Raw genomic sequence first — 21191 nt, 5'->3', positions numbered from 1 at the left:
CGCTCTCACTCCTCCCGGGTGGCCGCCGAGCGGGCGGCCACCATCAGCTGGCCGAGCGCCAGCCCTCCGTCGTTGGGCGGCACCCGGCGGTGCCGCAGCACGGTGAAGCCGTCCTCCCCGAGGCCGCGCGCGCAGGCCGAGGAGAGCAGGGCGTTGGCGAAGACGCCGCCGCTGAGCGCCACCGTGGTCGTGCCGTACCGCTCCCGGACGGCCGCGCACACCCGGCGGACCAGGTCGGCCACCGCGGCGTGGAAGCGTGCGGCGACCAACCCGACGGGCGCGCCCGCGGCCACGTCCGCCACCACCGCGGCCAGCACCGGCCCGGGGTCGGCGAGCCAGCCGTCCGCCCGGGCGGGCAGCCCGAATCCGTAGCCCGCCACCGCACCGAACTCGGCGGCGGCCGCCTCCAGTTCGATCGCCGCCTGGGCCTCGTACCCGGCCCGCTGGCAGATCCCGGCGAGCGAGGAGACCGCGTCGAAGAGCCGGCCCATGCTGGAGGTCGGCACGCAGTTCAGGCCGCGCTCCAACTGCCGCTCCAGCATCCGAAGTTCGTCCGCCGGGCAGGCCGCGACCGGCGGCAGCCCGGCGGTCCAGGGCAGTCCGGCGGCGCGCAGGTGCGCCAGCGCGGTCCGGTACGGGCGTTCGACCGCCGTGTCCCCGCCGGGCAGCGGCACATAGCCGAGGTGGGCGAGGCGGCGGAACCCGTCGTAGTCGGCCAGCAGTACTTCGCCGCCCCAGATCGCGCCGTCCTCGCCGTAGCCGGTGCCGTCGAAGGCCAGGCCGAGCACCGGCCGGCTGCCGTCCAGGCCGTGCTCGGCCATCACGGCGGCGATGTGCGCGTGGTGGTGCTGCACCTGGCGCACCGGGCGGCCGGCGGCGGTCCGCTCGGCGTGCCGGACCGAGCGGTAGCCGGGGTGCCGGTCGGTGACCAGCAGTTCGGGGCGCACCCCGGTGACCGTGCCGAGCTGGTCGACCGCGCGGTCGAAGGCGCGCAGCGTGGCAAGGTCGTCCATGTCCCCGATGTGGCCGGACAGCCAGGCGTAGCCCTCGCGGGCCAGCGCGAAGGCGTTCTTCAGGTCGCCGCCGACCGCGAGCGCCGGGCGGACGGGCACCGGCAGGGGCAGCGGCAGCGGCGCGTATCCGCGTGAGCGGCGCAGCGGCAGCTGTTCGCCGTCCACCACCCGCACCACCGAGTCCTCGCACGGGACGTGGATCGGCCGGTCGTGGGTGAGCCAGCCGTCGACCAGCGGGGCGAGCTTCTCCAGGGCCTCCCGGTCGTCGGTGACGATCGGCTCGCCGGAGAGGTTGGCGCTGGTCATCACCAGCAGGTCCGGCCCCGGTGCGGCGAGCAGCAGATGGTGCAGCGGCGTGTAGGGCAGCATCACCCCGAGGTCGGGGCTGCGTGGGGCCACCGCCTCGAACTCGGGCGATGGCGCTCCGGTGCGGCGCAGCAGGACGATCGGCCGTACCGGTCCGGTGAGCAGTTCCCGCTCGACCGGGCCGAGCGGCAGCAGGCCGTCGACGGTGGCGAGGTCACGGGCCATCAGCGCGAAGGGCTTGTCGCCGCGCCGCTTGCGGCGGCGCAGCAGGGCGACGGTGCCGGCGTCGCGCGCGTCGCAGGCCAGGTGGTAGCCGCCGATGCCCTTGACGGCGAGGACCGTCCCGGTGGCCAGCAGCCGGCGGGCCTCGGTGAGCGCGTCCTCCCCGGCGAGGTCGGCGTGCCCGGGCACGGTCAGCGCGAGCTGCGGCCCGCAGGCGTGGCAGGCGACCGGCTGTGCGTGGAAGCGGCGGTCGGCCGGGTCGGTGTACTCCCGGGCGCAGTCCGCGCACATCGGGAAGCCGGCCATGGTGGTGTTGGCGCGGTCGTAGGGCAGGCCGGTGACGATGGTGTGCCGGGGGCCGCAGTTGGTGCAGCTGATGAAGGGGTGCCGGTGGCGGCGGTCGGCCGGGTCGGCGAGTTCGGCGAGGCAGTCGGCGCAGACGGCGACGTCGGGCGGGATCAGGGTGGCCCGGGGCCCGTCGGTCCGGGACGGGGTGATGGCGAAGCCCGTCGCGCCGGTGGCGGTGAGCGGCGCGTGTTCGACGGAGGCGACGTGCGCGAGCGGCGGCGCGTCGCCGGCCACCCGCCGGCAGAACGCCTCCACCGCCTCGGGGCTGCCCTCGACCTCGGCCAGGACGCCTTCGCCGGTGTTGGTGACGCTGCCGGCCAGGCCGAGTTCACCGGCCAGGGTGAAGACGAAGGGCCGGAAGCCGACCCCCTGGACGAGGCCGCGGACGGTGACCTGCCGCCGCTCGCGGTCGAGTGCGCGGGGACCGACCGTCACGGGGCCTCCCCGACCACCGCGTTCTCGTGCCCGTGCCCGTGCTCGTGTCGGTGCCCGTGCTCGTGCTCGTGCTCAGGCCTGTGCTCGTGCCCGTGCTCGTGCTCAGGCCCGTGCCCGTGCCCGTGCCCGTGCTCATGGGGGGTGGCAGCCATCACCGGCCGGTGCGGCTCGGCGCCGTCCAGGACGGCCAGCGCCCGCTCCAGCAGCGCCCCGACGCCCTGCCCGGTGCGGGCCGAGGTGTGCACCACCTCCACCCCGGGGTTGACCCGGCGGATGTTCGCCGTGAACGTGGCCTCGTCGAACTCGGCCGCCACGGCGAGGTCGGTCTTGGTCACCAGCACCAGGTTGGCCAGCCCGAAGGCGGTCGGGTACTTGAGCGGCTTGTCCTCGCCCTCGGTCACCGAGGCGAGCACCACCCGCAGCGACTCCCCGAGGTCGTACGAGGCCGGGCAGACCAGGTTGCCGACGTTCTCCACGAAGAGCAGCCGGCAGTCCTGCGGCAGCCAGCCGTCCAGGTGTCCGGCGAGCATCCGTGCCTCGAGGTGGCAGAGCCCGTCGGTGAGCACCTGCTTGACCGGCGCGCCCGAGCGGGCCAACCGTAGCGCGTCGTTCTCGGTGGCGAGGTCGGCGGTCAGCGCGGCGACCGGCACCCCGCGCCGCCGGGCCAGCCCCAACTCGGCTTCCAGCAGGGCGGTCTTGCCGCTGCCGGGGCTGGAGAGCAGGTTCACCGCGACCGTCCCCCGGGCGGCCAGCGCCGCCCGCAGCTCGCGGGCGCTGTCGTCGTTGCGGGCGAGGACCGCCTGGCGGAGGTCGACCGTGCGGCACATCGGCATCAGCCTTTCTGTTCGGCCGGGACGTCCGGGCGCTCGGCCCACTCGACGTCGAGGATCTGGAGCTCGCGCCCGGACAGCAGCTCGACGCCGCCGCCGGAGCAGCTGGGGCAGCCGAGGTCCGGCGGCATGCCGACGGCCCACTCGGTGTCGCAGGGCACGCACCGGGCCCGCGCCGCGACCGGCTCGGTGTGCAGCACCGCGCCCTCCACCAGCGTTCCGGCGCAGGCCAGTTCGAAGCAGAAGTCGAGGGCCTGGGGGACGACTCCCGCCAGCTCGCCCACCTGCAGCCGCACCCGGGCCACCCCGGCGGCCCCGTGGTCACGCGCGGCCGCGTCGACCTGTTCGACGACGGCGGCGGCGATCGACATCTCGTGCATCGGTCCCTTCCCACGGCGGGCGGTCGGCGCGCCCCACGACCAGGCGGGCCTCCCGACAAGGCGCGCCCCATTACAAGGCGCGATGGCGGCCACGGCTCGAAGCCGCGCCGCCACCGCGCCCGGGGCTGCACCGTTCGCAGCAATTCGCGGCTCACATCCGTGAGATCCGCAGGTACCGCTTGAGGTCCGGCAGGCTCTGCCAGACCAGTGCGCCGAGCCCCGCCAGCAGGGCCGTGCAGAACAGTTTCCTCAGCATGGTGTTGTCTCCCTCTCCGACTGTGTGGCCTCGTCCAGGACCCGCAGGACCACCTGGACCGCTTCCTCGACGGCGGCGGCGACGGGGGCGCTGAGCCCGATGCCCTCCTCCAGTGACTCCGGCTCGCAGCCGACCACCAGCACCCGCCCGGGCGGCTCGCCGCCGGTGCCGGCGGCGAGCGTGGCGAGCAGCGCCAGCACCGCGTCCGGTCCCATCCGGTGTCCGTCCAGGATCGGCGCCTCCAGCGGCTCGGCGGCCGCCTCGATGAGGTAGACCGTCCCGGGCGCCCCGCCGCGGCAGGTGGCGTCCACCAGGACGGCGGTCCGGTAGCCGTCGAGCAGCCGGTACGCCAGGTCCACGCCGCGCACGCCGATGTCGACCGTCTCGACGCCGTCCGGCAGCGGGTGCGCGGCCAGCCGCCGGACGGTCTCCACGCCGAACCCGTCGTCACCGAGGAAGATGTTGCCCACCCCGGCGACCAGGACCGTCCCGCCGCTCATGCGCCCACCCCGTCCCGGACGGCGCCGTCCGGGTCGGCGCCGTCCAGCGGGGTGACCTCGTCGGGCTGGAAGTAGCGGAACCGGCCCTGGGCCCGCCACAGGTCGGCGCCCGGGTCGTCCTCCAGCGTGACGGCCAGGTGCACCGAGCCGTCGACGTCGTGCAGCACCGCCTCCACCACGCCGGTGCGCCCGTCGAGGAAGAGGTCCTGGGCGTCGGTGCGCCGCCGTCCGGGCCGCAGCAGGACCCGGCTGCCCGCGCCGACCGACCGGCCGTCGACGAGCACCCGGTCCCGCTCGGGGTCGACTGCCGGATCACTGCCCGGGTCCCACCAGGGCTGCTCCGTGTCGGCATCGGCGCCGGTGAGGTCGCGCAGCCCGCGGATGGCGCCGTGCAGGCGCTCCAGCACCTCCGGTGGCATGGAGTCCGCCAGGTCGATCACGGCCGCGGCCCGCTCGTCGGTGCCCCGGGCCTCCCGCTTCTCCTCCTCGGTCAGGGCCGCCGTCCGCAGCGCCAGGATCTCGTCGATCTCGGTCGCGTCGTAGAGGGTGCCGAGGCTCTCCGGGGCGACGCGCGGGTGGTCCTCCAGGATGATCGGCGAGGACAGCACCACCCCGCGTTCGCCGTCCGGTCCGGCCAGGACGGGCCAGGTGTGCCGGCTGCGGCAGCCCTCGACGGCCGACCGGGCCCACTCGGGCGGGTCGGTGGCCGACACGAACCGGCCGTGCTCCAGCCCCAGCAGCAGGTGGGCGGAGACCAGGGAGCGCGGCAGCGCCTCCTCACGGCTCGCCCGCCGGGGCGGCACCCAGGCGGAGACGTTCTCCACCACCGCCTTCAGCCGCTGCGCCCGGTACGGGCCGGGCAGTTCCTCGATGGTCAACCGCACCAGGCCGTCGACCTGTTCGCGGCGCCGCACCAGCCGTCCGACGGCGGTGCCGTGCTCGCGGAGCAGCTCGGTCTCGCCGACGCCCGGCAGCCGGAACGCCCGCTGCACCCCCTCGCCGATCAACTCGTCGACGGGGAGCAGGAGCTCGATCCGCTCCTCGACGCCCTCGTCCCACTCCACGAGCACCCGGTCGGCGAGTTCCAGGCGTTCCACCGGCTCGAAGCCGCCGGAGTCGGTGGCCTGTTCGACGGTGCGCCGCTGGACCCGCAGGAAGCGCAGTTCGACGGCCAGCCGGTCCTCCCGACGTGCCTCCATGACGCACTCGGTGCGCTGGTGCGAGTGCTCGCCGCCCTGCGCGGTGTACTCGGGCGGCACCAGGACGCCGAACTGCCAGCGCAGCCGGTTCTTCGCCGCCGAGGCGCGGTACGGGTAGAGCACGTAGCCCTCCAGCAGCACCGCGTCGGCGATCTGCCTGGCGGCCGCGAAGCCGCGTTCGATCCCGGCCGGGAAGGCGCTCACCGGGCCACCTCCTCGATCGCGGCGGCCGTCAGCAGCTCACGCACGGTCGCCTCCCAGGAGGGCAGGGCCTGCCGGGAGCGGTAGGCCAGCAGCGCGTCCATCACCTCGTCGGGCAGGCGCAGCCAGCCGCAGCCGGGGAAGTGCTGGTCGATCGCCTCCCGCCAGACCCGTACCGGCATCCGCACCTGGGCCTCCTTGTCCCAGGGCACCGGGGTGACCTGGAAGCCGCCGGGGCCGGCGAAGGCGGTGCCGGAGAAGAGCAGCAGCAGGGGTACGTCCCCGCCGTCGAGCGCCCGGAAGTAGCGGGCGGAGGCCACCTCCAGGTCGTAGCTGCACGGCACGGCGAGGTCGGTCTCGGTCTCGCCGGTGAAGCCGGGCACCAGCAGCGGCACGGTGGCGAACTGGATCGGGTGGAGCGTGCTCGCCCAGCGCTGCCGCTCGCCGAACAGGTCGGTCAGCCGCTCGCCCTCCGGCTCGGCGTACGACCGGCGGCCGGGTTCGATCCGCAGCTGGCACCGGAGCACCAGGGCGTGCACCCGGGTGTCGGCCGGCGCGGTGATCCGCAGCCGGAACACCAGGGTCGGCACGGCCGCGTACGGGTCGGACCGCACGCCGGTGCAGGAGAAGCCGAGCGTCGTCATGCCGTCACCGTCGCGGGCAGCGGGCGGGCCCGGGCGGCCAACCGTTCGAAGAACGCGTCGAGTTCGGCTCGCGCCTCGGCCCCGCCGTCGAAGCCGTGCCAGCACCGCCGCAGCCGGCCGACCAGCTCGTAGCAGATGTCGATCGGCACCAGGAAGCACTCGACGCGCCGGTCGGTGCGGCGCAGCAGCAGCGCCTCGACGTCCGGTTCCAGAGCGGCGGCCAGCCGGCTGCCGCCGAGGGCGCGTTCCCAGGCTTCCTCGTCCACTTCGCTCTCGGTGGCGCCGGCCGGGCCGGGGTAGAACGCGAGCAGTTGGTCCAGGACGGCGTTGCGGAACAGGAACGCCGTGCCGACCGGGATGCCCAGGACCGACCAGGCCCGCTCGTCCAACCCGCCGTCCGGGTCGGCGAGGTAGCGGTCCGGTACGGTGCGGAAGCGCCCGCCGGCCGCGGCCGGCTGCTGGAACAGCAGGCCGCAGGCGGTGCAGGTGCACGCCAGCGCCCGTTCCTCGACGTCCACCAGGTGGCGGTGGCCGGCCGGCAGGTCCCGGCCGCAGAAACCGCACTGCTCGGGGCGCGGCGGCGCCGGCTCGCGCAGTCGGCGCAGCAGGGCGGTTCCGTCGCGGGAGATCCGGCGGGTGTTCATCGCGCCTCCGCGGTCTGCGGCGGGCGGGTGGCGATCTGCAGCAGTTGCGGGTCGCGGGCCAGCTCCAGGGCCGTCACCTCGGGGGCGTGGCAGGCCAGGACGGCCTCCACGTCGCCCTCCGCGCTGCCGCAGCCGGAGGCGGTCCGGCGCAGCCGCAGGACGCCGGTGCCCGGGTCGAAGCCGAGCACCTCGACCCGCTCGGGCAGGGTCGCGAGCGCCCGGTCGATCCGGGCGGTGACGGACTCGGGGTGCAGGTCGTGCAGGAGCAGCAGCCCGGCCACCGCCGGGTCGTCGAGCATCCGTTCCAGGGCGGGCGGGGGCAGCGCCGGGACGATCCTGGCCAGCCCCTGGCCGTAGAAGTCCATCAGGTCGCGGACCAGTTGCTCGCCCGCCTGCTCGGCTCCGCTGCCGGTCAGGGCGTCCAGGGCCTCCTGGATCCGCAGCCCGGTCTGTTCGGCCGTCATGCGGTGAGCCCGCTCAGGCCGGTGGGCACGTGCATGGGCTGGACGGCGCGCCCGCCGACGTACATGTGCACGCCGCAGGGCAGGCAGGGGTCGAAGCTGCGCACCGCGCGCATGATGTCGATGCCCTTGAAGTTCTCCGGGGAGTTCTCCTCGAAGATCGGGGTGTTCTGCACCGCGTCCTCGTACGGGCCGGGCGTGCCGTAGCTGTCGCGGACGCTGGCGTTCCACGGGGTGGGCGGGTACGGGTGGTAGTTGGCGATCTTGCCGTCGCGGATCACCATGTGGTGCGAGAGCACGCCGCGCACGGCCTCGGTGAATCCGCAGCCGATCGACTCGTCCGGCACTTCGAAGCGTTCCCAGGTCTGGCTGCGCCCGGCCCGGACCTCGTCGAGCGCCTTCTCGGCGAAGTGCAGGGCGGCGGCGGCCGCGTAGGCCTGGAAGTAGGTGCGGGCCCGGTTGCGTTCGAGGGCGTTGCTCCACTGCGGGATCTTCCACTCGAAGGTGACCTCGGGCTTGGTCATCGAGCGGGGCAGGTTGATCTGCACGCTGTGGCCGGTGGCCTTGATGTAGCCGATGTCGACCAGCCCGGACAGCGCGGTGGACCAGAGCCGGGCGATCGGGCCGCCGCCGGTGTCCAGGGCGAGGTGGTCCTTGCCGTCGAACCAGCGCGGGGACATCACCCAGCTGTACTTGTCGTCGAAGTTGCGCTTCTGCGGCTGCGGGATGGTGTGCTGGTTCCACGGGTGCCGGGGGTCGACCGGGTTGCCCAGCGGGTCGTGGGTGACGAAGAGTTCCTTGCCCTGCCAGTCCTCGTAGTAGGAGCTGCCGAGCAGGATCCGGATGCCGAGGTTGATCTGCGTCAGGTCGTTGGTGACGAGCTTGCCGTCCACGACGATGCCGGGGGTGACGAACATCCTGCGTCCCCAGTCCGTCATGTTGCGGTAGGTGAAGTCGCAGTGGTCCGGGTCGTTGAGGCTGCCCCAGCAGCCGAGCAGGATCCGCCGCCGGCCGACCTCCTCGTAGCCGGGCAGCGCCTGGTAGAAGAAGTCGAAGAGGTCGTCGTGCAGCGGCACGACCTTCTTCATGAACTCGACGTAGCGCATCAGCCGGGTGAGGTAGTCGGTGAACAGCTGCACGGTCGCGACCGTGCCGACGCCGCCAGGGTAGAGCGTGGAGGGGTGCACGTGGCGGCCCTCCATCAGGCAGAACATCTCCCGGGTGTACCGGCTGACCTGCAGCGCCTCGCGGTAGAACTCGCCCTCGATCGGGTTGAGCGAGCGCATGATGTCGGCGATCGTCTTGTACCCGTGGTCGCCCGCGTGCGGCGCCTCGGTGCGCTCGGCCAGTTCCAGCACGCCCGGGTTGGTCTCGCGGACCATCTTCTCGCAGTAGTCGACCCCGACCAGGTTCTCCTGGAAGATGTTGTGGTCGAACATGTACTCGGCGGCCTCGCCGAGGTTGATGATCCACTCGCCGAGGTGCGGGGGCTTCACCCCGTACGCCATGTTCTGGGTGTAGACCGAACAGGTGGCGTGGTTGTCGCCGCAGATCCCGCAGATCCGGCTGGTGATGAAGTGCGCGTCGCGTGGGTCCTTGCCGCGCATGAAGACGCTGTAGCCGCGGAAGACCGAGGAGGTGCTGTAGCACTCCGCGACGCGCTTCTGCTTGAAGTCGATCTTCGTGTGGATGCCGAGGCTGCCCACGATCCGGGTGATCGGGTCCCAGGACATCTCGGTCAGGCCGCTGCCGTCGCCGGCCGCCCTGGTCGTCGGTGTTGCCATCGTGTCTGTCGTGTCCTTCTCTGCAGGGGGCGGAGGCGTCGGCGACGGGCCGCACACCACGGGGGCGTGCGGCCCTTCGGCGTCACCAGGGCGGTCGGTAGCCCGTGGTCAGGTGGCGCCCGGTGTGGCGCCACTTCGGTTCCTTGTCGACGGTCTTCAGCGTGATCGCGCGCAGCCGGCGGACCACCGCGCCGTACGCGCTGCTGGCTCCGGTGGAGACGCGCGAGCCGGGCGGCGGGTCCATGAAGGGCATGAACTTGTCCGGGAAGCCCGGCATGGTGCAGGCGATGCAGATGCCGCCCACGTTCGGGCAGCCGCCGATGCCGTTGGTCCAGCCGCGTTTTGTGACGTTGCACTTGACGACCGGGCCCCAGCAGCCGAGCCGCACCAGGCACTCGGGAGTGCCGTAGTCGGTGGCGAACTGGCCCTGCTCGTAGTAGCCGCCGCGGTCGCAGCCCTCGTGGACGGTGGCGCCGAACAGCCAGGTCGGCCGCAGCTTGTCGTCCAGCGGGATCATCGGCGCCGAGCCGGCCAACTGGTACAGCAGGTAGGTGAGCGTCTCGGCGAAGTTGTCGGGCTGGATCGGGCAGCCCGGCACGCAGACGATCGGCAGCCCGGCCTTGGACTTCCAGTCCCAGCCCAGGTAGTCCGGCACGCCCATCGCACCGGTCGGGTTGCCGGCCATCGCGTGGATGCCGCCGTACGTGGCACAGGTGCCGATCGCGACCACGGCGGTCGCCTTGGGGGCGAGCCGGTCCAGCCACTCACTGGTGGTGATGGGCTGGCCGGTGGCGGGGTCGTCACCGAAGCCGCACCAGTAGCCCTCCTTCTTGATCTTCTCGTTGGGGATGGACCCCTCGACGACGAGGACGAACGGCTCGATCTCGCCGCGCTCGGCCTTGAAGAACCACTCGACGAAGTTGTCCGCGCCCTGGACCGGGCCGCACTCGAAGTCGATCAGCGGCCAGTGCACGGCGACCTTGGGCAGGCCGGGCAGCGCGCCGGTGACGATCTCCTCGATGCTGGGCTGCATCGCGGCGGTCAGCGAGACGGAGTCGCCGTCACAGCTGAGGCCGGCGTTGATCCAGAGAATGTGCACCACGTCGGTGTCGGTTGTTGCAGCACCCATGAGGATGCCTCCTCGGGGATGGGAGCCGGACGAAATGGCTCAAACACAGTCATAGCAACAGTCCGGACCGGCCGCCGTTCCACGGACCCGACGGGGTCACCCCCGGGAGCGCAAGCCGGCCGGGCCGTTCGGGTCACGTCTCGGCGAGGAGCCCTGCGGGGGCGGGGCGCTTGCGGACGAACGCGGACCGCAGCGCGTGGTACGGCGATTCGGGGGTGAAGAACTGCCGGTGCATCACCGCCAGCTCCTCCTCCCGGTAGGCGGCGAGCGGCTTGGCCGCCTCGTCGGCCTCGCGCGCGGCCTTCTTCCCCGCGATCCGCCGCTGGACGGCGGGCGAGGCGGCGAGCAGCCCGGCCAGGCGGGCCGCGACCGGCCCGAACTCCTGCGGCCCGCAGTCGACGACCCGGTCCACCAGGCCGATCCGCTCGGCCGACGCCGCGGACACCGGCAGCGCCTGCCGGGTCAGCCGCTCGGCCTGCGCCGGCCCCACCCGGCGCGGCAGGGTGTACGTCCAGTACTCCGACCCGTACAGCCCCATCAGCCGGTAGTGCGGGTTGAGGACGCAGCCCCGCCGGCACCACACCTCGTCCGCCGCCAGGGCGAGCATCGCCCCGCCGGCCGCCGCGTTCCCGCCCAGGGCGGCGACCACCAGCCGGTCGGTGGTGGTGAGCACCTCGGCGACCAGGTCGTCCATCGCGGTGATGTTGGCCCAGGACTCGGCGGCCGGGTCCGGCGCGGCCTCGATGACGTTGAGGTGGATGCCGTTGGAGAAGAAGTCCCGGCCGCCGCCGAGCACCAGCACCGAGGTCGGCCGGCGCAGCGCGAAGCGGTAGGCGTCCAGCAGGCGGCGGCAGTGGTCGGTGGACATCGCGCCCCCGGGGAAGGAGAAGCGCAGGAAGCCCACCGGGCCCTCCTCGCGGTACTCCAGGTCCGTCCACGTGGACCGCCCGCCCGCGCCCGTCATCAGCGGCGCCGCCACCTCCGGCAGCGCGGGCAGCAGGGCGCCGAGCGCCGTCACCGCCGGGAGCTTGACGGTCGCGCGCCCGCCGGGCGGGCGCCGGCGCCGGAGTTCCGGGATCCACACCGCGCCGTCCGCGGTGGCCCGGCACACCGCCCCGGCCCGGGTGGCGATCAGCTCGCCCGGGCGGCCGCGCAGCAGCGGCTCCGGGTGCCCGCCGTGCAGGTACCACTCGTCGTCGCCCAGCGTGTCGAGCACCCCGGGCTGGGAGTCCGCCGCGCGGAGCTTGCGCAGGACCGTGGCGGTGGGGTCGGCCGCCCAGTCGATCCGGCGCTCCGCCTGGCGCAGGAAGGGGCGCACCCGCACCGGCTCCCGCCAGGACGGGCCGTGCTGCGGCTGCGGCGCGTACGAGCCGGAGGCGAAACGCTCGACGGCGGCCAGCACGGCCCGGACGGCGGCGTCGGAGACCTCGTTGCGGTACAGGTCGCTCTTCCCGAGCCCGGGCAGTCGGCAGGGCTCCCGGGCCCAGACCGGCCCGGCGTCCATCTCCGCCTCGGCCTGCAGCACCGTCACGCCCCAGTCGGCGGCGCCCTCCTGGATCGCCCGGTCGAGGGAGGAGGGGCCCCGGTCGCCGGGCGGGCCGGGATGGACGACCAGGCAGGTCAGCGCCGACCAGACGTCCTCGGGGATCGCGGTGCGCAGCATGGGCGCCAGCAGCAGGTCCGGCGACCGGCGGCGGATCGACGCCCGCAGTTCCTCGTCGTCCCCGGCGAGCAGGACGTCCACGGTGTGCCGCCGGTCCCGCAGTTCGGCGTGGAGGCGCTGGCTGAGGCTGTTGAAGGCGCTGGCGAGGAGCAGGATCCGCATGTCTGCCTCCGGGGGTGCGGGCGGCCGGGAACCCGGCGATCATCACCCCCGGTCCGACGGACCCCCGGCCGGTGCGGCATGCCGCGCCGCCCGTTCACCCGTGCGGCGGTCACCCGCGGGGGCCGGCCTGCGGCGGTCACCGCGCGGGTGTCAGCGGCCGGCGGTCACCGTGCGGGGGTGAAGTCCGGCAGGCGGTCCAGGCTCTCGGCGACGGCGGCGAAGCCGTACTCGAGCATCTGCTGCTCGTACTGCTCGACGGCGTCCGGGAGTTCGGCCGCGCCCCGCTGGACGGCGGTGAGCGTGCGGGCGAGCAGGGCGGCGTCGCGCAGGGCCGTGTTGGCGCCCTGGCCGCCGCTCGGCGGCATGGTGTGGATCGCGTCCCCGAGCAGGGTGACCCGGCGAGTGCCGCTCCAGTGCGGTACGGGCTCGGCGTAACGGACGGTCAGGGGGGAGCTGTTGACGACGTCGGCCTGGCGGACGAGCTCGACGAGGTCCGGGTGCCAGCCGTCGAGCAGGTCCAGCAGGTCGCCCCGGACGGCCTCCCAGGGCCTCGGCCCGGCGGGAAGGTCGCCGGTCGGCATCACCACCCAGCGCAGGTAGCTCCCGGTGTCGGGCAGCCGGACGTCGGGCGCCAGCTCGGCGGCGGCGAGCCTCGGCGGCCGACGGAACTCCATCCGGCCGAGCAGCAGGCTCGCGCCGGTGCCGTGCACCACGGTGCCGAAGCCGGGGACGAGGGCGGCGAACCGCTCGGTGAGCGGGGTGCGTCCCAGGACGGCGCTGCCGGGGAGGGTGACCACCTCGGCCCCGGGCAGCAGTTGGCGGCGCACCGCCGAGCCCACGCCGTCCGCGCCCACGAGAAGGTCGCCGACCGCGCTGCTCCCGTCGCCAAGGTGCGCCTCGACCGTGCCGTCGGCCCGCTCGGTGTAGCCGACCACGGGCTTGCCGAACTCGACCCGGTCGCCGAGCCCGGCCAGCAGCAACTGGCGCAGCACGTACCGGTCGGCGGCCGTGCCCTCGTCCGCGGTGCCGAGCCGGCGGATCTCCTGCAACTGCTGGTCGACGACCCGTCGCTCGCCCGCCATCGGCCCGGAGACGGCCGCCAGCAGGGCGTGCAGCCGCTCCGGCAGGCACGCGTGCAGAGCCGCCAGGCCGTGCGCGTTCAGGGCGATCCGGAAGCCCTGGTAGCGGCTGTGCGGGCCGTCCTCCCGCTCGAGCACCCGGACGTCCACGCCCGCCCGCAGCAGTCCGTGCGCGAGGCAGAGCCCGCCGAGTCCGGCCCCGGCCACCAGTACCTTCATGTCCACTCCCCTGTTCGTCTCCCCGCCGGAGTCGATCTTGCCGCAGGGAGCCGACCCGGTGTCAGTGAGCTTTGTGGCCGGAACCGTATGACAAACGTCACCGCTTCGAACGTCACCGGCGACCTGCGGCGGAACGCGTGGCGCGGACGGGCCGTACCATGGCGGCCTCTGGAACGAGCGGTGGGACGAAAGGAACGGGACGTGCGCGGGGGCGAGCTGGTGGGCGGTCTGGGGCGACTGGTCGGGGCGGCGGCGGGAGCTGCCGCGGGAGCCGCGGCCGGGTTGGGCGAGGCCGGGCGGCAGGCCGTCCTGCGGGGCGGCCGGGCGGCCGCCGGCGGGCGGTGGGCGCTCACGGCCCTCGGCTCCGTCGAACGGCCGCCCGTTCCCGCCACCGAGCCGTGGAAGCTGTCGGTGGGCACCCTGATCGGCCGCCACCCCCGCACCCCGGCCGTGGTGCACAAGCTGCTCGGGCTCCTCGACGGCCTCGGCGCCGTCCACCTCGGGCCGTCGCAGGTCGGCTTCGACGGCGAGGAGATCGAGTGGGACAAGGTCGTCGAGATCCGCACCCGCAACGCCTTCGAGGTGCTGACCACCACCGCCCTGGAGCACGAGGTGGACCGGATCCGCGAGTTCCTGCCGCCGGTGCCCGGCCGCAAGTGGGTCGTCACCAGGGCCGGCGAGGCGCTGGCCACCGTCGTCCTCGCGGCCCTCGAACGCGGCTCGGTCGACCAGCGCCTGGACGAACTGACCGTCCCGGCCCGGATCGTCCACCGCGGTCTGCTGGGACGCCAGCGCACCCTGGACGCGGGCGTGTTCGCCGCCGCGACGCTCGTCGTCACCGCCCGGACCGGCGAGAGCCTGATCGCCACCGCCCGCAGCCGCGGTATCCCGGTCCTGCCCGCCGAACAGCTCGCCGAGCCCACCGACGCCGCCCGGGTCGCGGCCCTGCGGGAGCGCACCGACGCCGTCGCCCGGCTGCTGAACCGCATCGAGCAGAACGACCCGGAGCCGCCGGAGGTGGAGAGCACCCGGTCGCCGGCGGCGGAGGCCGCCCGGCCGCCGCTGTCGCTCGACAAAGCCGCGAGCGACAACGGCCGGGAGCCGCAGGCCCGTTGAGCTGCATGCTCATGGAGTAGCGGCGCCACCGGGCGCGGCCCGGGCGGGCCGTCAGTGGCCGCCGCGGGGCTCCTCGCAGCCGGTGCCGTCCGGGTAGCCCGCGAAGGCGTCCGCCGCGGTGGTGGCGCTGCTCATCGTGCCCTCCAGGCACAACGGGGTGGCGTCGACCAGGAAACTGACGCCGGTCGGGCCGTTCGGGGCGACCTTCACCTTGGCGGCCGGGTAGCCGAGACCGGTGAGCAGACCACGGGTGCTGTCCGGAGCGAAGTCGCCCCGGGCGCGGAGGGGCTCGAGCGCGCCCTTGATCCGCCGCACGGCGTCCAGGCCGTCGCAGCGCCGCTGACCGTGCAGCGGGATGGGCACCTTGAAGCCGTGGTTCTCCGCGTAGTGGTCGACGGGCGCGGTGGCCTGGGCCGAGCCGCTCGCGGTCGGCGTCGGGGTCCTGGTCGGGGTCTCGCCGGGGCAGGGGAAGTCGGCCGCGAGGGTGGGCACCGCCGCCGTCGCGCCCCCCGCCCCCGTGCCGCCGGGCGCGTCCGCGTGCTTCGTCCCGCACCCCGCCGCCAGTACGGCCAGGGCCGCCACCGCCGGTATCCCGAGGCGCCCCCACCTGGTCCTGATCATCGTCATCCGGTGATCATGCCCCGGCGGCGGGCCCGGCGTCATCCCGGCCGGTCAGGCCCCGCGCCGATAATCCGGGCGGCCCGGAGCCTGCCTCGGCTAGGCTCCAGGCCCATGACCTGGCTGCCTGCCGATTTCGTCCACCCCGTCCACGTGCCGCTCCCCGGTGGCAGCCACCACCTGCGCCCGATCGCCGGGACCGACACCGAGCTCGACTACCCCGCCGTGATGGGCTCCCGCGAGCGCCTCTGGTCGATCTACGGCGAGGCCTGGGGCTGGCCCATCGCCACCATGACCTACCAGCAGGACCTCGACGACCTGGTCCGGCACGAGCGGGAGATCGCCGCCCACGAGTCGTTCAACTACGCGCTGTTCGACGAGGCGGAGACGGCCCTGCTCGGCTGCGTCTACATCGACCCGCCCCAGAAGGCCGGCTCCGACGCCGAGATCTCCTGGTGGGTGGTGGACGACCGGGTCGGCACCGAGCTGGAGCGGGCGCTGGACGCGCTCGTCCCCCGGTGGATCACCGACGCGTGGCCGTTCCGCCGGCCCTGCCTCATCGGCCACGAGGTCTCCTGGCAGGAGTGGCTGGCCCGGCCCGCGGCCGCCCGCGCCTGAGCCGACGGCCGCGCACTCGCGGCCGGGCTCCGGGCGGCCGGGCGGCCGGGCGGCGGGGGAAGTACCCATGCCTGCACGGACGTTGTGAAAGTTTCGCGGACCCGGACTGTACCGGGGGGCACCGGGTAGGCGCCGGACGGGGCGCCCGCCCGAGCGGGGCGGCGCGTCCGGACCTTAGGAGGGTCGTTCGATGCAGATGCCCGCCCACTCGATGCCCGTCACCTTCCCCGACAGCCCACTGCCCGACGTCCCGGTCACCGCCGAGCTGCGGTTCGACCCGGACCTGCCGTACGCGGCATGCCTGGCGTTCCCGCTGACCCCGTGCGAGTGCGTGACCGTGGACGCCCAGGTGTGCTGGTACTTCAGCCGCGAGCTGCTGAACGAGGGCCGGCACGCCCCCGCCGGCAGCGGTGACGTCAGTGTGAGCCCGGGGCCCGACGGTGAGGTGCTCATCACTCTGCGGGGGCCTTCCGGAAAGGCCGTCCTCAGCGCCCCCGCCGCCGAGGTATCGGCCTTCCTCTCGGACTCCTTCTCCCTGGTGCCCGCCGGATCGGAGTCCGAGCACCTCGACGTCGACGCCGCGCTCGCCTTCCTGCTCCCGGGCGACTGACCGGAGCCCGCCCGGCGCCGCCGGAGGACCGCGCATGTTCCGCCGTCGGAGTGATCTGCCGCCGGGCGCCACGGGACCCGCAGCTCTCGGCCGCCCCGCGCGGAGCACCTCCCACTAGGTTGCCTGCGTGGAGGCAACCAAGGCTTCGAACGGGCGCGAGCCGTCCGCCGGTGAACGTGTCGCGACCCGGCTGGACGGGCGGCTGCCGGTCATGGAGGCGGGCCGGGAACTGCTGCGCAAGGTGTTCCCGGACCACTGGTCGTTCCTGCTGGGCGAACTCGCGCTGTACAGCTTCGTCGTCCTGCTGCTGACCGGCGTCTACCTGACCTTCTTCTTCGACCCGAGCATGAGCGAGGTCGTCTACGACGGCGCCTACCTGCCGCTGCGCGGCGTCCCCGTGTCCGAGGCGTACGCGTCGACGCTGCGCATCAGCTTCGAGGTGCGCGGTGGTCTGGTGATCCGTCAGATCCACCACTGGTCGGCACTGTTGTTCGCCTCGGCGATCGGCGTGCACCTGCTGCGGGTGTTCTTCACCGGGGCCTTCCGCCGTCCGCGCGAGCTCAACTGGGTCATCGGGGTGACGCTGTTCAACCTCGCGCTGCTCGAGGGGTTCTCCGGCTACTCGCTGCCGGACGACACCCTCTCGGGCACCGGGCTGAGGATCGCCGAGGGCGTGCTGCTCTCGGTGCCGCTGGTCGGCACCTACCTCACCTTCTTCGCCTTCGGCGGCGAGTTCCCCGGCCACGACATCATCCCCCGGCTGTTCACCCTGCACATCCTCCTCGTGCCCGGCCTGTTGCTGGCCCTGATCGGGGCCCATCTGACGCTCGTGGTGGTGCTCAAGCACACCCAGTGGGCCGCCCCCGGCCGCACCAACCGGAATGTCGTCGGGATGCCCTTCTTCCCCCAGTTCCTCACCCGTACGGTGGGCCTGACCTTCGCGGTGGCCGGCGTCATGGCGATGTCCGCCTTCCTCGCGGAGATCAACCCGATCTGGCGCTACGCCTCCTACCGGCCCGACGTGGCCGCGGCCGGAGCCCAGCCGGACTGGTACATCGGGTTCATCGAGGGCGCCCTGCGGCTGATGCCCGCCGCGGAGACCGACCTGTTCGGGCGCACGGTGTCGTGGAACGTCTTCCTCCCGGCCCTGGTGGTGCCCGGCCTGCTCTTCGCGGTCCTGTACGCCTACCCCTTCGCCGAACGCTGGCTCGACCCCGACCGCGGCGAGCACCACCTGTGCGACCGCCCGCGCAACAAGCCCACCCGCACCGGGCTGGGCGTCGCCGGGATCACCGCCTACGCGGTGCTGCTGATCGCCGGCGGCAACGACGTGATCGCGTACGCCTTCGGCATCTCCGTCAACGCGCTCACGGACGTGCTGCGGGCAGGGCTGATCGTGCTGCCACCCGCGGCGTTCCTGCTCACCCGGCGGCTCTGCCTGGCCCTCCAGGCCCATGACCGCGACCGGCTGCTGAAGGGCGACGAGACCGGCCGGATCGACCAGCGCCACGACGGCGGCTTCACCGGCCACCACCGCCCCGTGCCCGCGGACGAGCGGTTCGTGCTGCTGGCCCGGTCCGCGCCGGACCCGCTCCCCGCCCCGGACGGGGCGCCGCGCCACGAACACGTGCGCGCCGCCGCGAGCTCCTGGTTCTACCGCGACCGAGTCGAACTCCCGGCCACCGAAGGGGAGTCGGAGCGCCTCGCAGGTGTCCTCACCGCCCCCTCGCACCCCGCCGGACCGGCGGACCGGCCGACCGGCCCGCCGGAAACCGGCCCGGTCCGCCGGCTGCTCCGCGGCCTCATCCGTCGCCGTCGTCGTCGTACTGGAAGATGAACCCGAACACGGCGAACGCGAGCACCACGGCACCGGTGACGATCAGCCAGCGGGCGAAGACCAGGCCGAGGACGAAGACCGTCAGGCCGAGCGCCGTCAGCGCCGGGTAGCCGCTGCGGGCCGGGAAGAACCCCACCGGGCCCGTCGCCTCGGCGATCTCGGCGTCCTTGCGGTCCTGCGGCCGTCCGCCGCCCCGCCGCTGGTGCTGGAGGAACCAGAACAGCGCGATCAGACCCGACATCAGGAACGCCACCGCCAGGATCGCCTTGCCGGCGGGCTCCCGCGCCCAGAACCCGTAGATCAGCCCGGTCACCGCGAAGAACACCGTCATGACGGCGAACAGCCAGCCCTCCGCCTTCATCGCCCGCTCCCCCGCTCGCCCGTACGGCCGGACGACCGGCCGGAGGCTCCGCCCGACGACTCCTCCGTCGGCACCTCCGGATGGTGCAGGTCGAAGGCCGGCGACTCGGAGCGGATCCGGGGCAGCGCGTGGAAGTTGTGCTTCGGCGGAGGGCAGGAGGTGGCCCACTCCAGCCCGCGGCCCCAGCCCCACGGGTCGTCCTCGGTGACCCGGGCGCCGTGCCGGGTGGTGGTCCAGACGTTGTAGAAGAACGGCAGGTTGGAGACCCCGAGCAGGAAGGAGCCGATCGAGGCGCACACGTTCAGCGCCGTGAAGTCGTCCACCGCCAGGTAGGTCGCGTAACGGCGCGGCATCCCCTGGGCGCCCAGCCAGTGCATCACCAGGAAGGTGGTCTGGAACCCGACGAACAGGATCCAGAAGTGCACCTTCCCGAGCTTCTCGTCGAGCATCTTCCCGGTCAGCTTCGGCCACCAGAAGTAGAAGCCGCCGAAGGTGGCGAACACCACCGTGCCGAACAGCACGTAGTGGAGATGGGCCACCACGAAGTAGCTGTCGGTGACGTGGAAGTCGATCGGCGGCGCGGCCAGCAGCACCCCGCTCAACCCGCCGAACAGGAAGGTCACCATGAAGCCGATCGACCAGAGCATCGGGGTCTCGAAGGACAGCGAGCCGTTCCACATCGTCCCGACCCAGTTGAAGAACTTCACCCCGGTCGGCACGGCGATGAGGAACGACATCATCGAGAAGAACGGCAGCAGCACCTGGCCCGTCGCGAACATGTGGTGCGCCCACACCGTCATCGACAGGGCGGTGATGGCGATGGTCGCACCGATCATGCCGTAGTAGCCGAACAGCGGTTTGCGGCTGAACACCGGGATGATCTCGCTGACGATGCCGAAGAACGGGATCGCGACGATGTAGACCTCGGGGTGGCCGAAGAACCAGAAGAGGTGCTGCCACAGGATCGCCCCGCCGTTGGCCGCGTCGAAGGCGTGCGCGCCGAACTTCCGGTCCGCCTCCAGACAGAGCAGCGCGGCCGTCAGCACCGGGAAGGCCAGCAGCACCATGATCGAGGTGAACAGCACGTTCCAGGTGAAGACCGGCATCCGGAAGAGCGTCATGCCGGGCGCCCGCAGGCAGGTGATGGTGGTGATGAAGTTGACCGAGCCCAGGATCGTGCCGAGGCCGGCCACGACCAGGCCGAACGCCCACAGGTCTCCCCCCTGCCCCGGCGAGAACAGCGGCCCGTTCAGCGGCGCGTAGGCGAACCAGCCGAAGGCGGGCGCGCCCTGGGAGGTGAGGAAGCCGCTCAGGACCATCAGCCCGCCGAGCAGGAAGGCCCAGTAGGTGAAGGCGTTCAGCCGGGGGAAGGCGACGTCCGGCGCCCCGATCTGCAGCGGCATGATCGCGTTGGCGAACCCGGCGAAGGTCGGGGTGGCGAACAGCAGCAGCATGATCGTGCCGTGCATGGTGAACATCTGGTTGTAGCGCTCGTTCGACAGGATCCCGGTGTCCGGCCCCATCAGTTGAGCGCGCATCAGCAACGCCAGCACGCCGCCGACCAGGAAGAAGCCGAACGCCGTCGCCAGGTAGAGGTTCCCGATGACCTTGTGGTCGGTGGTGAACAGCCAGCGCAGCAGCGTGCTGCCCCGACGGACCCGGGCCTGGGTACGACGCGACGCGGTGGACGTGGCGCTCATGGAACCTCCGCAGCGGAGCCGACGACGCCCCCGGTGGCGTCGCCGACACCCTCCGCGCGAGCCGGAGGGCCCGCCCCGGCGCGCCATCGCCGACCCTAGCGGCGGCCGTCCGACCGGCCGGGGCGCCACGCGGTGCGGCGCCCCGGGTCGAGCGGCGTCCCGGGTCGAGCGGCGTCCCGGTCCGGGCGGCTCAGCGCTCCAGCAGGTCGGGGACGACCTCGCGGAGCCGCTCGGCGCCGATCGCGCCCGCGCGCAGCAGCACCGGCACCTCGCCGGTGACGTCCACGATCGAGGACGGCACGGCGGCCGCCGTCGGGCCCCCGTCGAGGTACACGGCCACCGAGTCGCCCAGCATGCCCTGGGCGGCGTCGCAGTCCTGCGGGGACTCCTGCCCGGTCAGGTTGGCACTGGAGACGGCCAACGGCCCGGTGGCGTTGAGCAGTTCGATGGCCACGGGGTGCGCGGGCATCCGCACCGCGACCGTTCCCCGGGTGTCGCCGAGGTCCAGCTCGACCGACTCCAGGTGACGGGCGACCACGGTCAGCCCGCCCGGCCAGAACGCCGCCACGAGGTCCCGAGCGCGCTGCGACACCTCCACCAGGCCGTCGAGGTCCTCCGGGGAGCCGACCAGCACCGGCGAGGGCATGTTCCGTCCCCGGCCCTTGGCCGCCAGCAGACGCGCGACCGCCTCCGGCGCGAAGGCGTCCGCGCCCACCCCGTACACGGTGTCCGTGGGCAGCACGACGAGTTCGCCGCGGCGCACCGCGGCCACGGCCTCGCGCAGCCCGGCTGCGCGCTCGGACGCGTCCGAGCAGTCAAAACGACGAGTCATCAAAGATCTCCACCAGCGGGCCGC

At 73.6% G+C, this 21191-nt stretch carries 21 protein-coding genes; 4 read left to right on the top strand and 17 right to left on the bottom strand.

What is annotated here, in order from left to right; genetic code table 11:
• Positions 1-5: 5 nt before the first annotated feature.
• The 13 genes from hypF to ACZ52R_RS05825 form a co-directional block, all read right to left on the bottom strand.
• Positions 6-2324 carry a carbamoyltransferase HypF gene (hypF, locus tag ACZ52R_RS05885; protein WP_465752835.1) on the bottom strand — a complete coding sequence of 773 codons (2319 nt, stop codon included), beginning with the start codon at positions 2322-2324 and terminating at the stop codon, positions 6-8.
• Positions 2321-3151, bottom strand: coding sequence for a hydrogenase nickel incorporation protein HypB (hypB, locus tag ACZ52R_RS05880; protein WP_465752833.1), 831 nt, complete (start codon positions 3149-3151; stop codon positions 2321-2323). Before hypB ends, hypF begins: the two co-directional genes overlap by 4 nt.
• A gap of 5 nt (positions 3152-3156) precedes the next feature.
• On the bottom strand, positions 3157-3534 hold the full coding sequence (gene hypA, locus ACZ52R_RS05875; protein WP_360491012.1) for a hydrogenase maturation nickel metallochaperone HypA: 378 nt from the start codon (positions 3532-3534) through the stop codon (positions 3157-3159).
• A gap of 151 nt (positions 3535-3685) precedes the next feature.
• Entirely contained in the window at positions 3686-3790 is a 105-nt protein-coding gene (locus ACZ52R_RS05870; protein ID WP_396287881.1) for a DUF6893 family small protein, read from the bottom strand.
• Entirely contained in the window at positions 3784-4290 is a 507-nt protein-coding gene (locus tag ACZ52R_RS05865; protein ID WP_465619495.1) for a hydrogenase maturation protease, read from the bottom strand. The genes ACZ52R_RS05870 and ACZ52R_RS05865 overlap by 7 nt, the downstream gene beginning before the upstream one ends.
• A complete protein-coding gene (locus ACZ52R_RS05860; RefSeq protein WP_465660949.1) occupies positions 4287-5693 on the bottom strand; it encodes a hypothetical protein in 1407 nt (468 codons plus the stop codon). The genes ACZ52R_RS05865 and ACZ52R_RS05860 overlap by 4 nt, the downstream gene beginning before the upstream one ends.
• The gene (locus ACZ52R_RS05855) at positions 5690-6334 is read right to left on the bottom strand and encodes a DUF6084 family protein (protein WP_360491021.1); all 645 of its coding nucleotides are present in this window, start codon (positions 6332-6334) and stop codon (positions 5690-5692) included. The genes ACZ52R_RS05860 and ACZ52R_RS05855 overlap by 4 nt, the downstream gene beginning before the upstream one ends.
• On the bottom strand, positions 6331-6978 hold the full coding sequence (locus tag ACZ52R_RS05850) for a DUF5947 family protein (protein WP_360491024.1): 648 nt from the start codon (positions 6976-6978) through the stop codon (positions 6331-6333). The genes ACZ52R_RS05855 and ACZ52R_RS05850 overlap by 4 nt, the downstream gene beginning before the upstream one ends.
• Positions 6975-7442 carry a thioredoxin gene (locus ACZ52R_RS05845; protein WP_465619500.1) on the bottom strand — a complete coding sequence of 156 codons (468 nt, stop codon included), beginning with the start codon at positions 7440-7442 and terminating at the stop codon, positions 6975-6977. The genes ACZ52R_RS05850 and ACZ52R_RS05845 overlap by 4 nt, the downstream gene beginning before the upstream one ends.
• Entirely contained in the window at positions 7439-9223 is a 1785-nt protein-coding gene (locus tag ACZ52R_RS05840; RefSeq protein WP_465752831.1) for a nickel-dependent hydrogenase large subunit, read from the bottom strand. The genes ACZ52R_RS05845 and ACZ52R_RS05840 overlap by 4 nt, the downstream gene beginning before the upstream one ends.
• An 82-nt stretch (positions 9224-9305) precedes the next feature.
• Positions 9306-10352, bottom strand: coding sequence for an NADH-quinone oxidoreductase subunit B family protein (locus ACZ52R_RS05835; RefSeq protein WP_465752829.1), 1047 nt, complete (start codon positions 10350-10352; stop codon positions 9306-9308).
• Positions 10353-10485: 133 nt separating this feature from the next.
• Complete coding sequence (locus ACZ52R_RS05830) at positions 10486-12177, bottom strand: hydrogenase maturation protein (RefSeq protein ID WP_465619504.1); 1692 nt, start codon at positions 12175-12177, stop codon at positions 10486-10488.
• Positions 12178-12341: 164 nt separating this feature from the next.
• Positions 12342-13475: an FAD-dependent oxidoreductase gene (locus tag ACZ52R_RS05825; RefSeq protein WP_360491039.1), complete on the bottom strand. Its 1134-nt coding sequence runs from the start codon at positions 13473-13475 to the stop codon at positions 12342-12344.
• 201 nt (positions 13476-13676) lie between these two features.
• On the opposite strand from ACZ52R_RS05825, the gene ACZ52R_RS05820 reads away from it, so the two are divergent.
• Positions 13677-14591, top strand: a complete 915-nt coding sequence (locus tag ACZ52R_RS05820; protein ID WP_465619506.1) for a hypothetical protein — start codon at positions 13677-13679, stop codon at positions 14589-14591.
• 51 nt (positions 14592-14642) lie between these two features.
• Here the strand turns inward: ACZ52R_RS05820 and ACZ52R_RS05815 are convergent, their stop codons facing one another.
• On the bottom strand, positions 14643-15218 hold the full coding sequence (locus ACZ52R_RS05815; RefSeq protein ID WP_465619508.1) for a hypothetical protein: 576 nt from the start codon (positions 15216-15218) through the stop codon (positions 14643-14645).
• A 105-nt stretch (positions 15219-15323) separates the two neighbouring features.
• Between ACZ52R_RS05815 and ACZ52R_RS05810 the strand changes: the two genes are divergently transcribed.
• The 3 genes from ACZ52R_RS05810 to qcrB all read left to right on the top strand — a co-directional run bounded on the left by ACZ52R_RS05810 (position 15324) and on the right by qcrB (position 18274).
• On the top strand, positions 15324-15827 hold the full coding sequence (locus tag ACZ52R_RS05810; RefSeq protein ID WP_465619510.1) for an N-acetyltransferase: 504 nt from the start codon (positions 15324-15326) through the stop codon (positions 15825-15827).
• Positions 15828-16017: 190 nt separating this feature from the next.
• On the top strand, positions 16018-16437 hold the full coding sequence (locus tag ACZ52R_RS05805) for an SsgA family sporulation/cell division regulator (protein ID WP_465752827.1): 420 nt from the start codon (positions 16018-16020) through the stop codon (positions 16435-16437).
• Between the two features lie 127 nt (positions 16438-16564).
• On the top strand, positions 16565-18274 hold the full coding sequence (gene qcrB, locus ACZ52R_RS05800; RefSeq protein WP_465619514.1) for a cytochrome bc1 complex cytochrome b subunit: 1710 nt from the start codon (positions 16565-16567) through the stop codon (positions 18272-18274).
• Here the strand turns inward: qcrB and ctaF are convergent.
• From ctaF to ACZ52R_RS05785, 3 genes are all read right to left on the bottom strand, one after another.
• The gene (gene ctaF, locus ACZ52R_RS05795) at positions 18240-18635 is read right to left on the bottom strand and encodes an aa3-type cytochrome oxidase subunit IV (protein ID WP_465619516.1); all 396 of its coding nucleotides are present in this window, start codon (positions 18633-18635) and stop codon (positions 18240-18242) included. The two genes, qcrB and ctaF, sit on opposite strands and share 35 nt — an antisense overlap.
• Positions 18632-20335 (bottom strand): aa3-type cytochrome oxidase subunit I, encoded by a 1704-nt coding sequence (ctaD, locus tag ACZ52R_RS05790; protein ID WP_465619518.1) that lies wholly within the window; start codon positions 20333-20335, stop codon positions 18632-18634. Before ctaD ends, ctaF begins: the two co-directional genes overlap by 4 nt.
• A 190-nt stretch (positions 20336-20525) precedes the next feature.
• Positions 20526-21167, bottom strand: a complete 642-nt coding sequence (locus tag ACZ52R_RS05785) for an L-threonylcarbamoyladenylate synthase (RefSeq protein ID WP_465619520.1) — start codon at positions 21165-21167, stop codon at positions 20526-20528.
• Between the last annotated feature and the right edge of the window lie 24 nt (positions 21168-21191).

This window comes from Kitasatospora sp. NPDC034023 (assembly GCF_055575795.1).
Note: the sequence above shows the minus strand (reverse complement) of the source record. Positions and strands in the feature narration are given on the sequence as shown.

What these genes read in the sequence shown, in the direction of transcription:
- hypA (WP_360491012.1), bottom strand. Translation starts at nt 3,534, where the DNA reads ATGCACGAGATGTCGATCGCCGCCGCCGTCGTCGAACAGGTCGACGCG.
- ACZ52R_RS05865 (WP_465619495.1), bottom strand. Translation starts at nt 4,290, where the DNA reads ATGAGCGGCGGGACGGTCCTGGTCGCCGGGGTGGGCAACATCTTCCTC.
- ACZ52R_RS05815 (WP_465619508.1), bottom strand. Translation starts at nt 15,218, where the DNA reads ATGACGATGATCAGGACCAGGTGGGGGCGCCTCGGGATACCGGCGGTG.
- ctaF (WP_465619516.1), bottom strand. Translation starts at nt 18,635, where the DNA reads ATGAAGGCGGAGGGCTGGCTGTTCGCCGTCATGACGGTGTTCTTCGCG.
- ACZ52R_RS05810 (WP_465619510.1), top strand. Translation starts at nt 15,324, where the DNA reads ATGACCTGGCTGCCTGCCGATTTCGTCCACCCCGTCCACGTGCCGCTC.
- ctaD (WP_465619518.1), bottom strand. Translation starts at nt 20,335, where the DNA reads ATGAGCGCCACGTCCACCGCGTCGCGTCGTACCCAGGCCCGGGTCCGT.
- ACZ52R_RS05830 (WP_465619504.1), bottom strand. Translation starts at nt 12,177, where the DNA reads ATGCGGATCCTGCTCCTCGCCAGCGCCTTCAACAGCCTCAGCCAGCGC.
- ACZ52R_RS05845 (WP_465619500.1), bottom strand. Translation starts at nt 7,442, where the DNA reads ATGACGGCCGAACAGACCGGGCTGCGGATCCAGGAGGCCCTGGACGCC.
- ACZ52R_RS05855 (WP_360491021.1), bottom strand. Translation starts at nt 6,334, where the DNA reads ATGACGACGCTCGGCTTCTCCTGCACCGGCGTGCGGTCCGACCCGTAC.
- ACZ52R_RS05785 (WP_465619520.1), bottom strand. Translation starts at nt 21,167, where the DNA reads ATGACTCGTCGTTTTGACTGCTCGGACGCGTCCGAGCGCGCAGCCGGG.
- ACZ52R_RS05825 (WP_360491039.1), bottom strand. Translation starts at nt 13,475, where the DNA reads ATGAAGGTACTGGTGGCCGGGGCCGGACTCGGCGGGCTCTGCCTCGCG.
- hypB (WP_465752833.1), bottom strand. Translation starts at nt 3,151, where the DNA reads ATGTGCCGCACGGTCGACCTCCGCCAGGCGGTCCTCGCCCGCAACGAC.
- ACZ52R_RS05850 (WP_360491024.1), bottom strand. Translation starts at nt 6,978, where the DNA reads ATGAACACCCGCCGGATCTCCCGCGACGGAACCGCCCTGCTGCGCCGA.
- ACZ52R_RS05805 (WP_465752827.1), top strand. Translation starts at nt 16,018, where the DNA reads ATGCAGATGCCCGCCCACTCGATGCCCGTCACCTTCCCCGACAGCCCA.
- ACZ52R_RS05835 (WP_465752829.1), bottom strand. Translation starts at nt 10,352, where the DNA reads ATGGGTGCTGCAACAACCGACACCGACGTGGTGCACATTCTCTGGATC.
- ACZ52R_RS05870 (WP_396287881.1), bottom strand. Translation starts at nt 3,790, where the DNA reads ATGCTGAGGAAACTGTTCTGCACGGCCCTGCTGGCGGGGCTCGGCGCA.
- ACZ52R_RS05840 (WP_465752831.1), bottom strand. Translation starts at nt 9,223, where the DNA reads ATGGCAACACCGACGACCAGGGCGGCCGGCGACGGCAGCGGCCTGACC.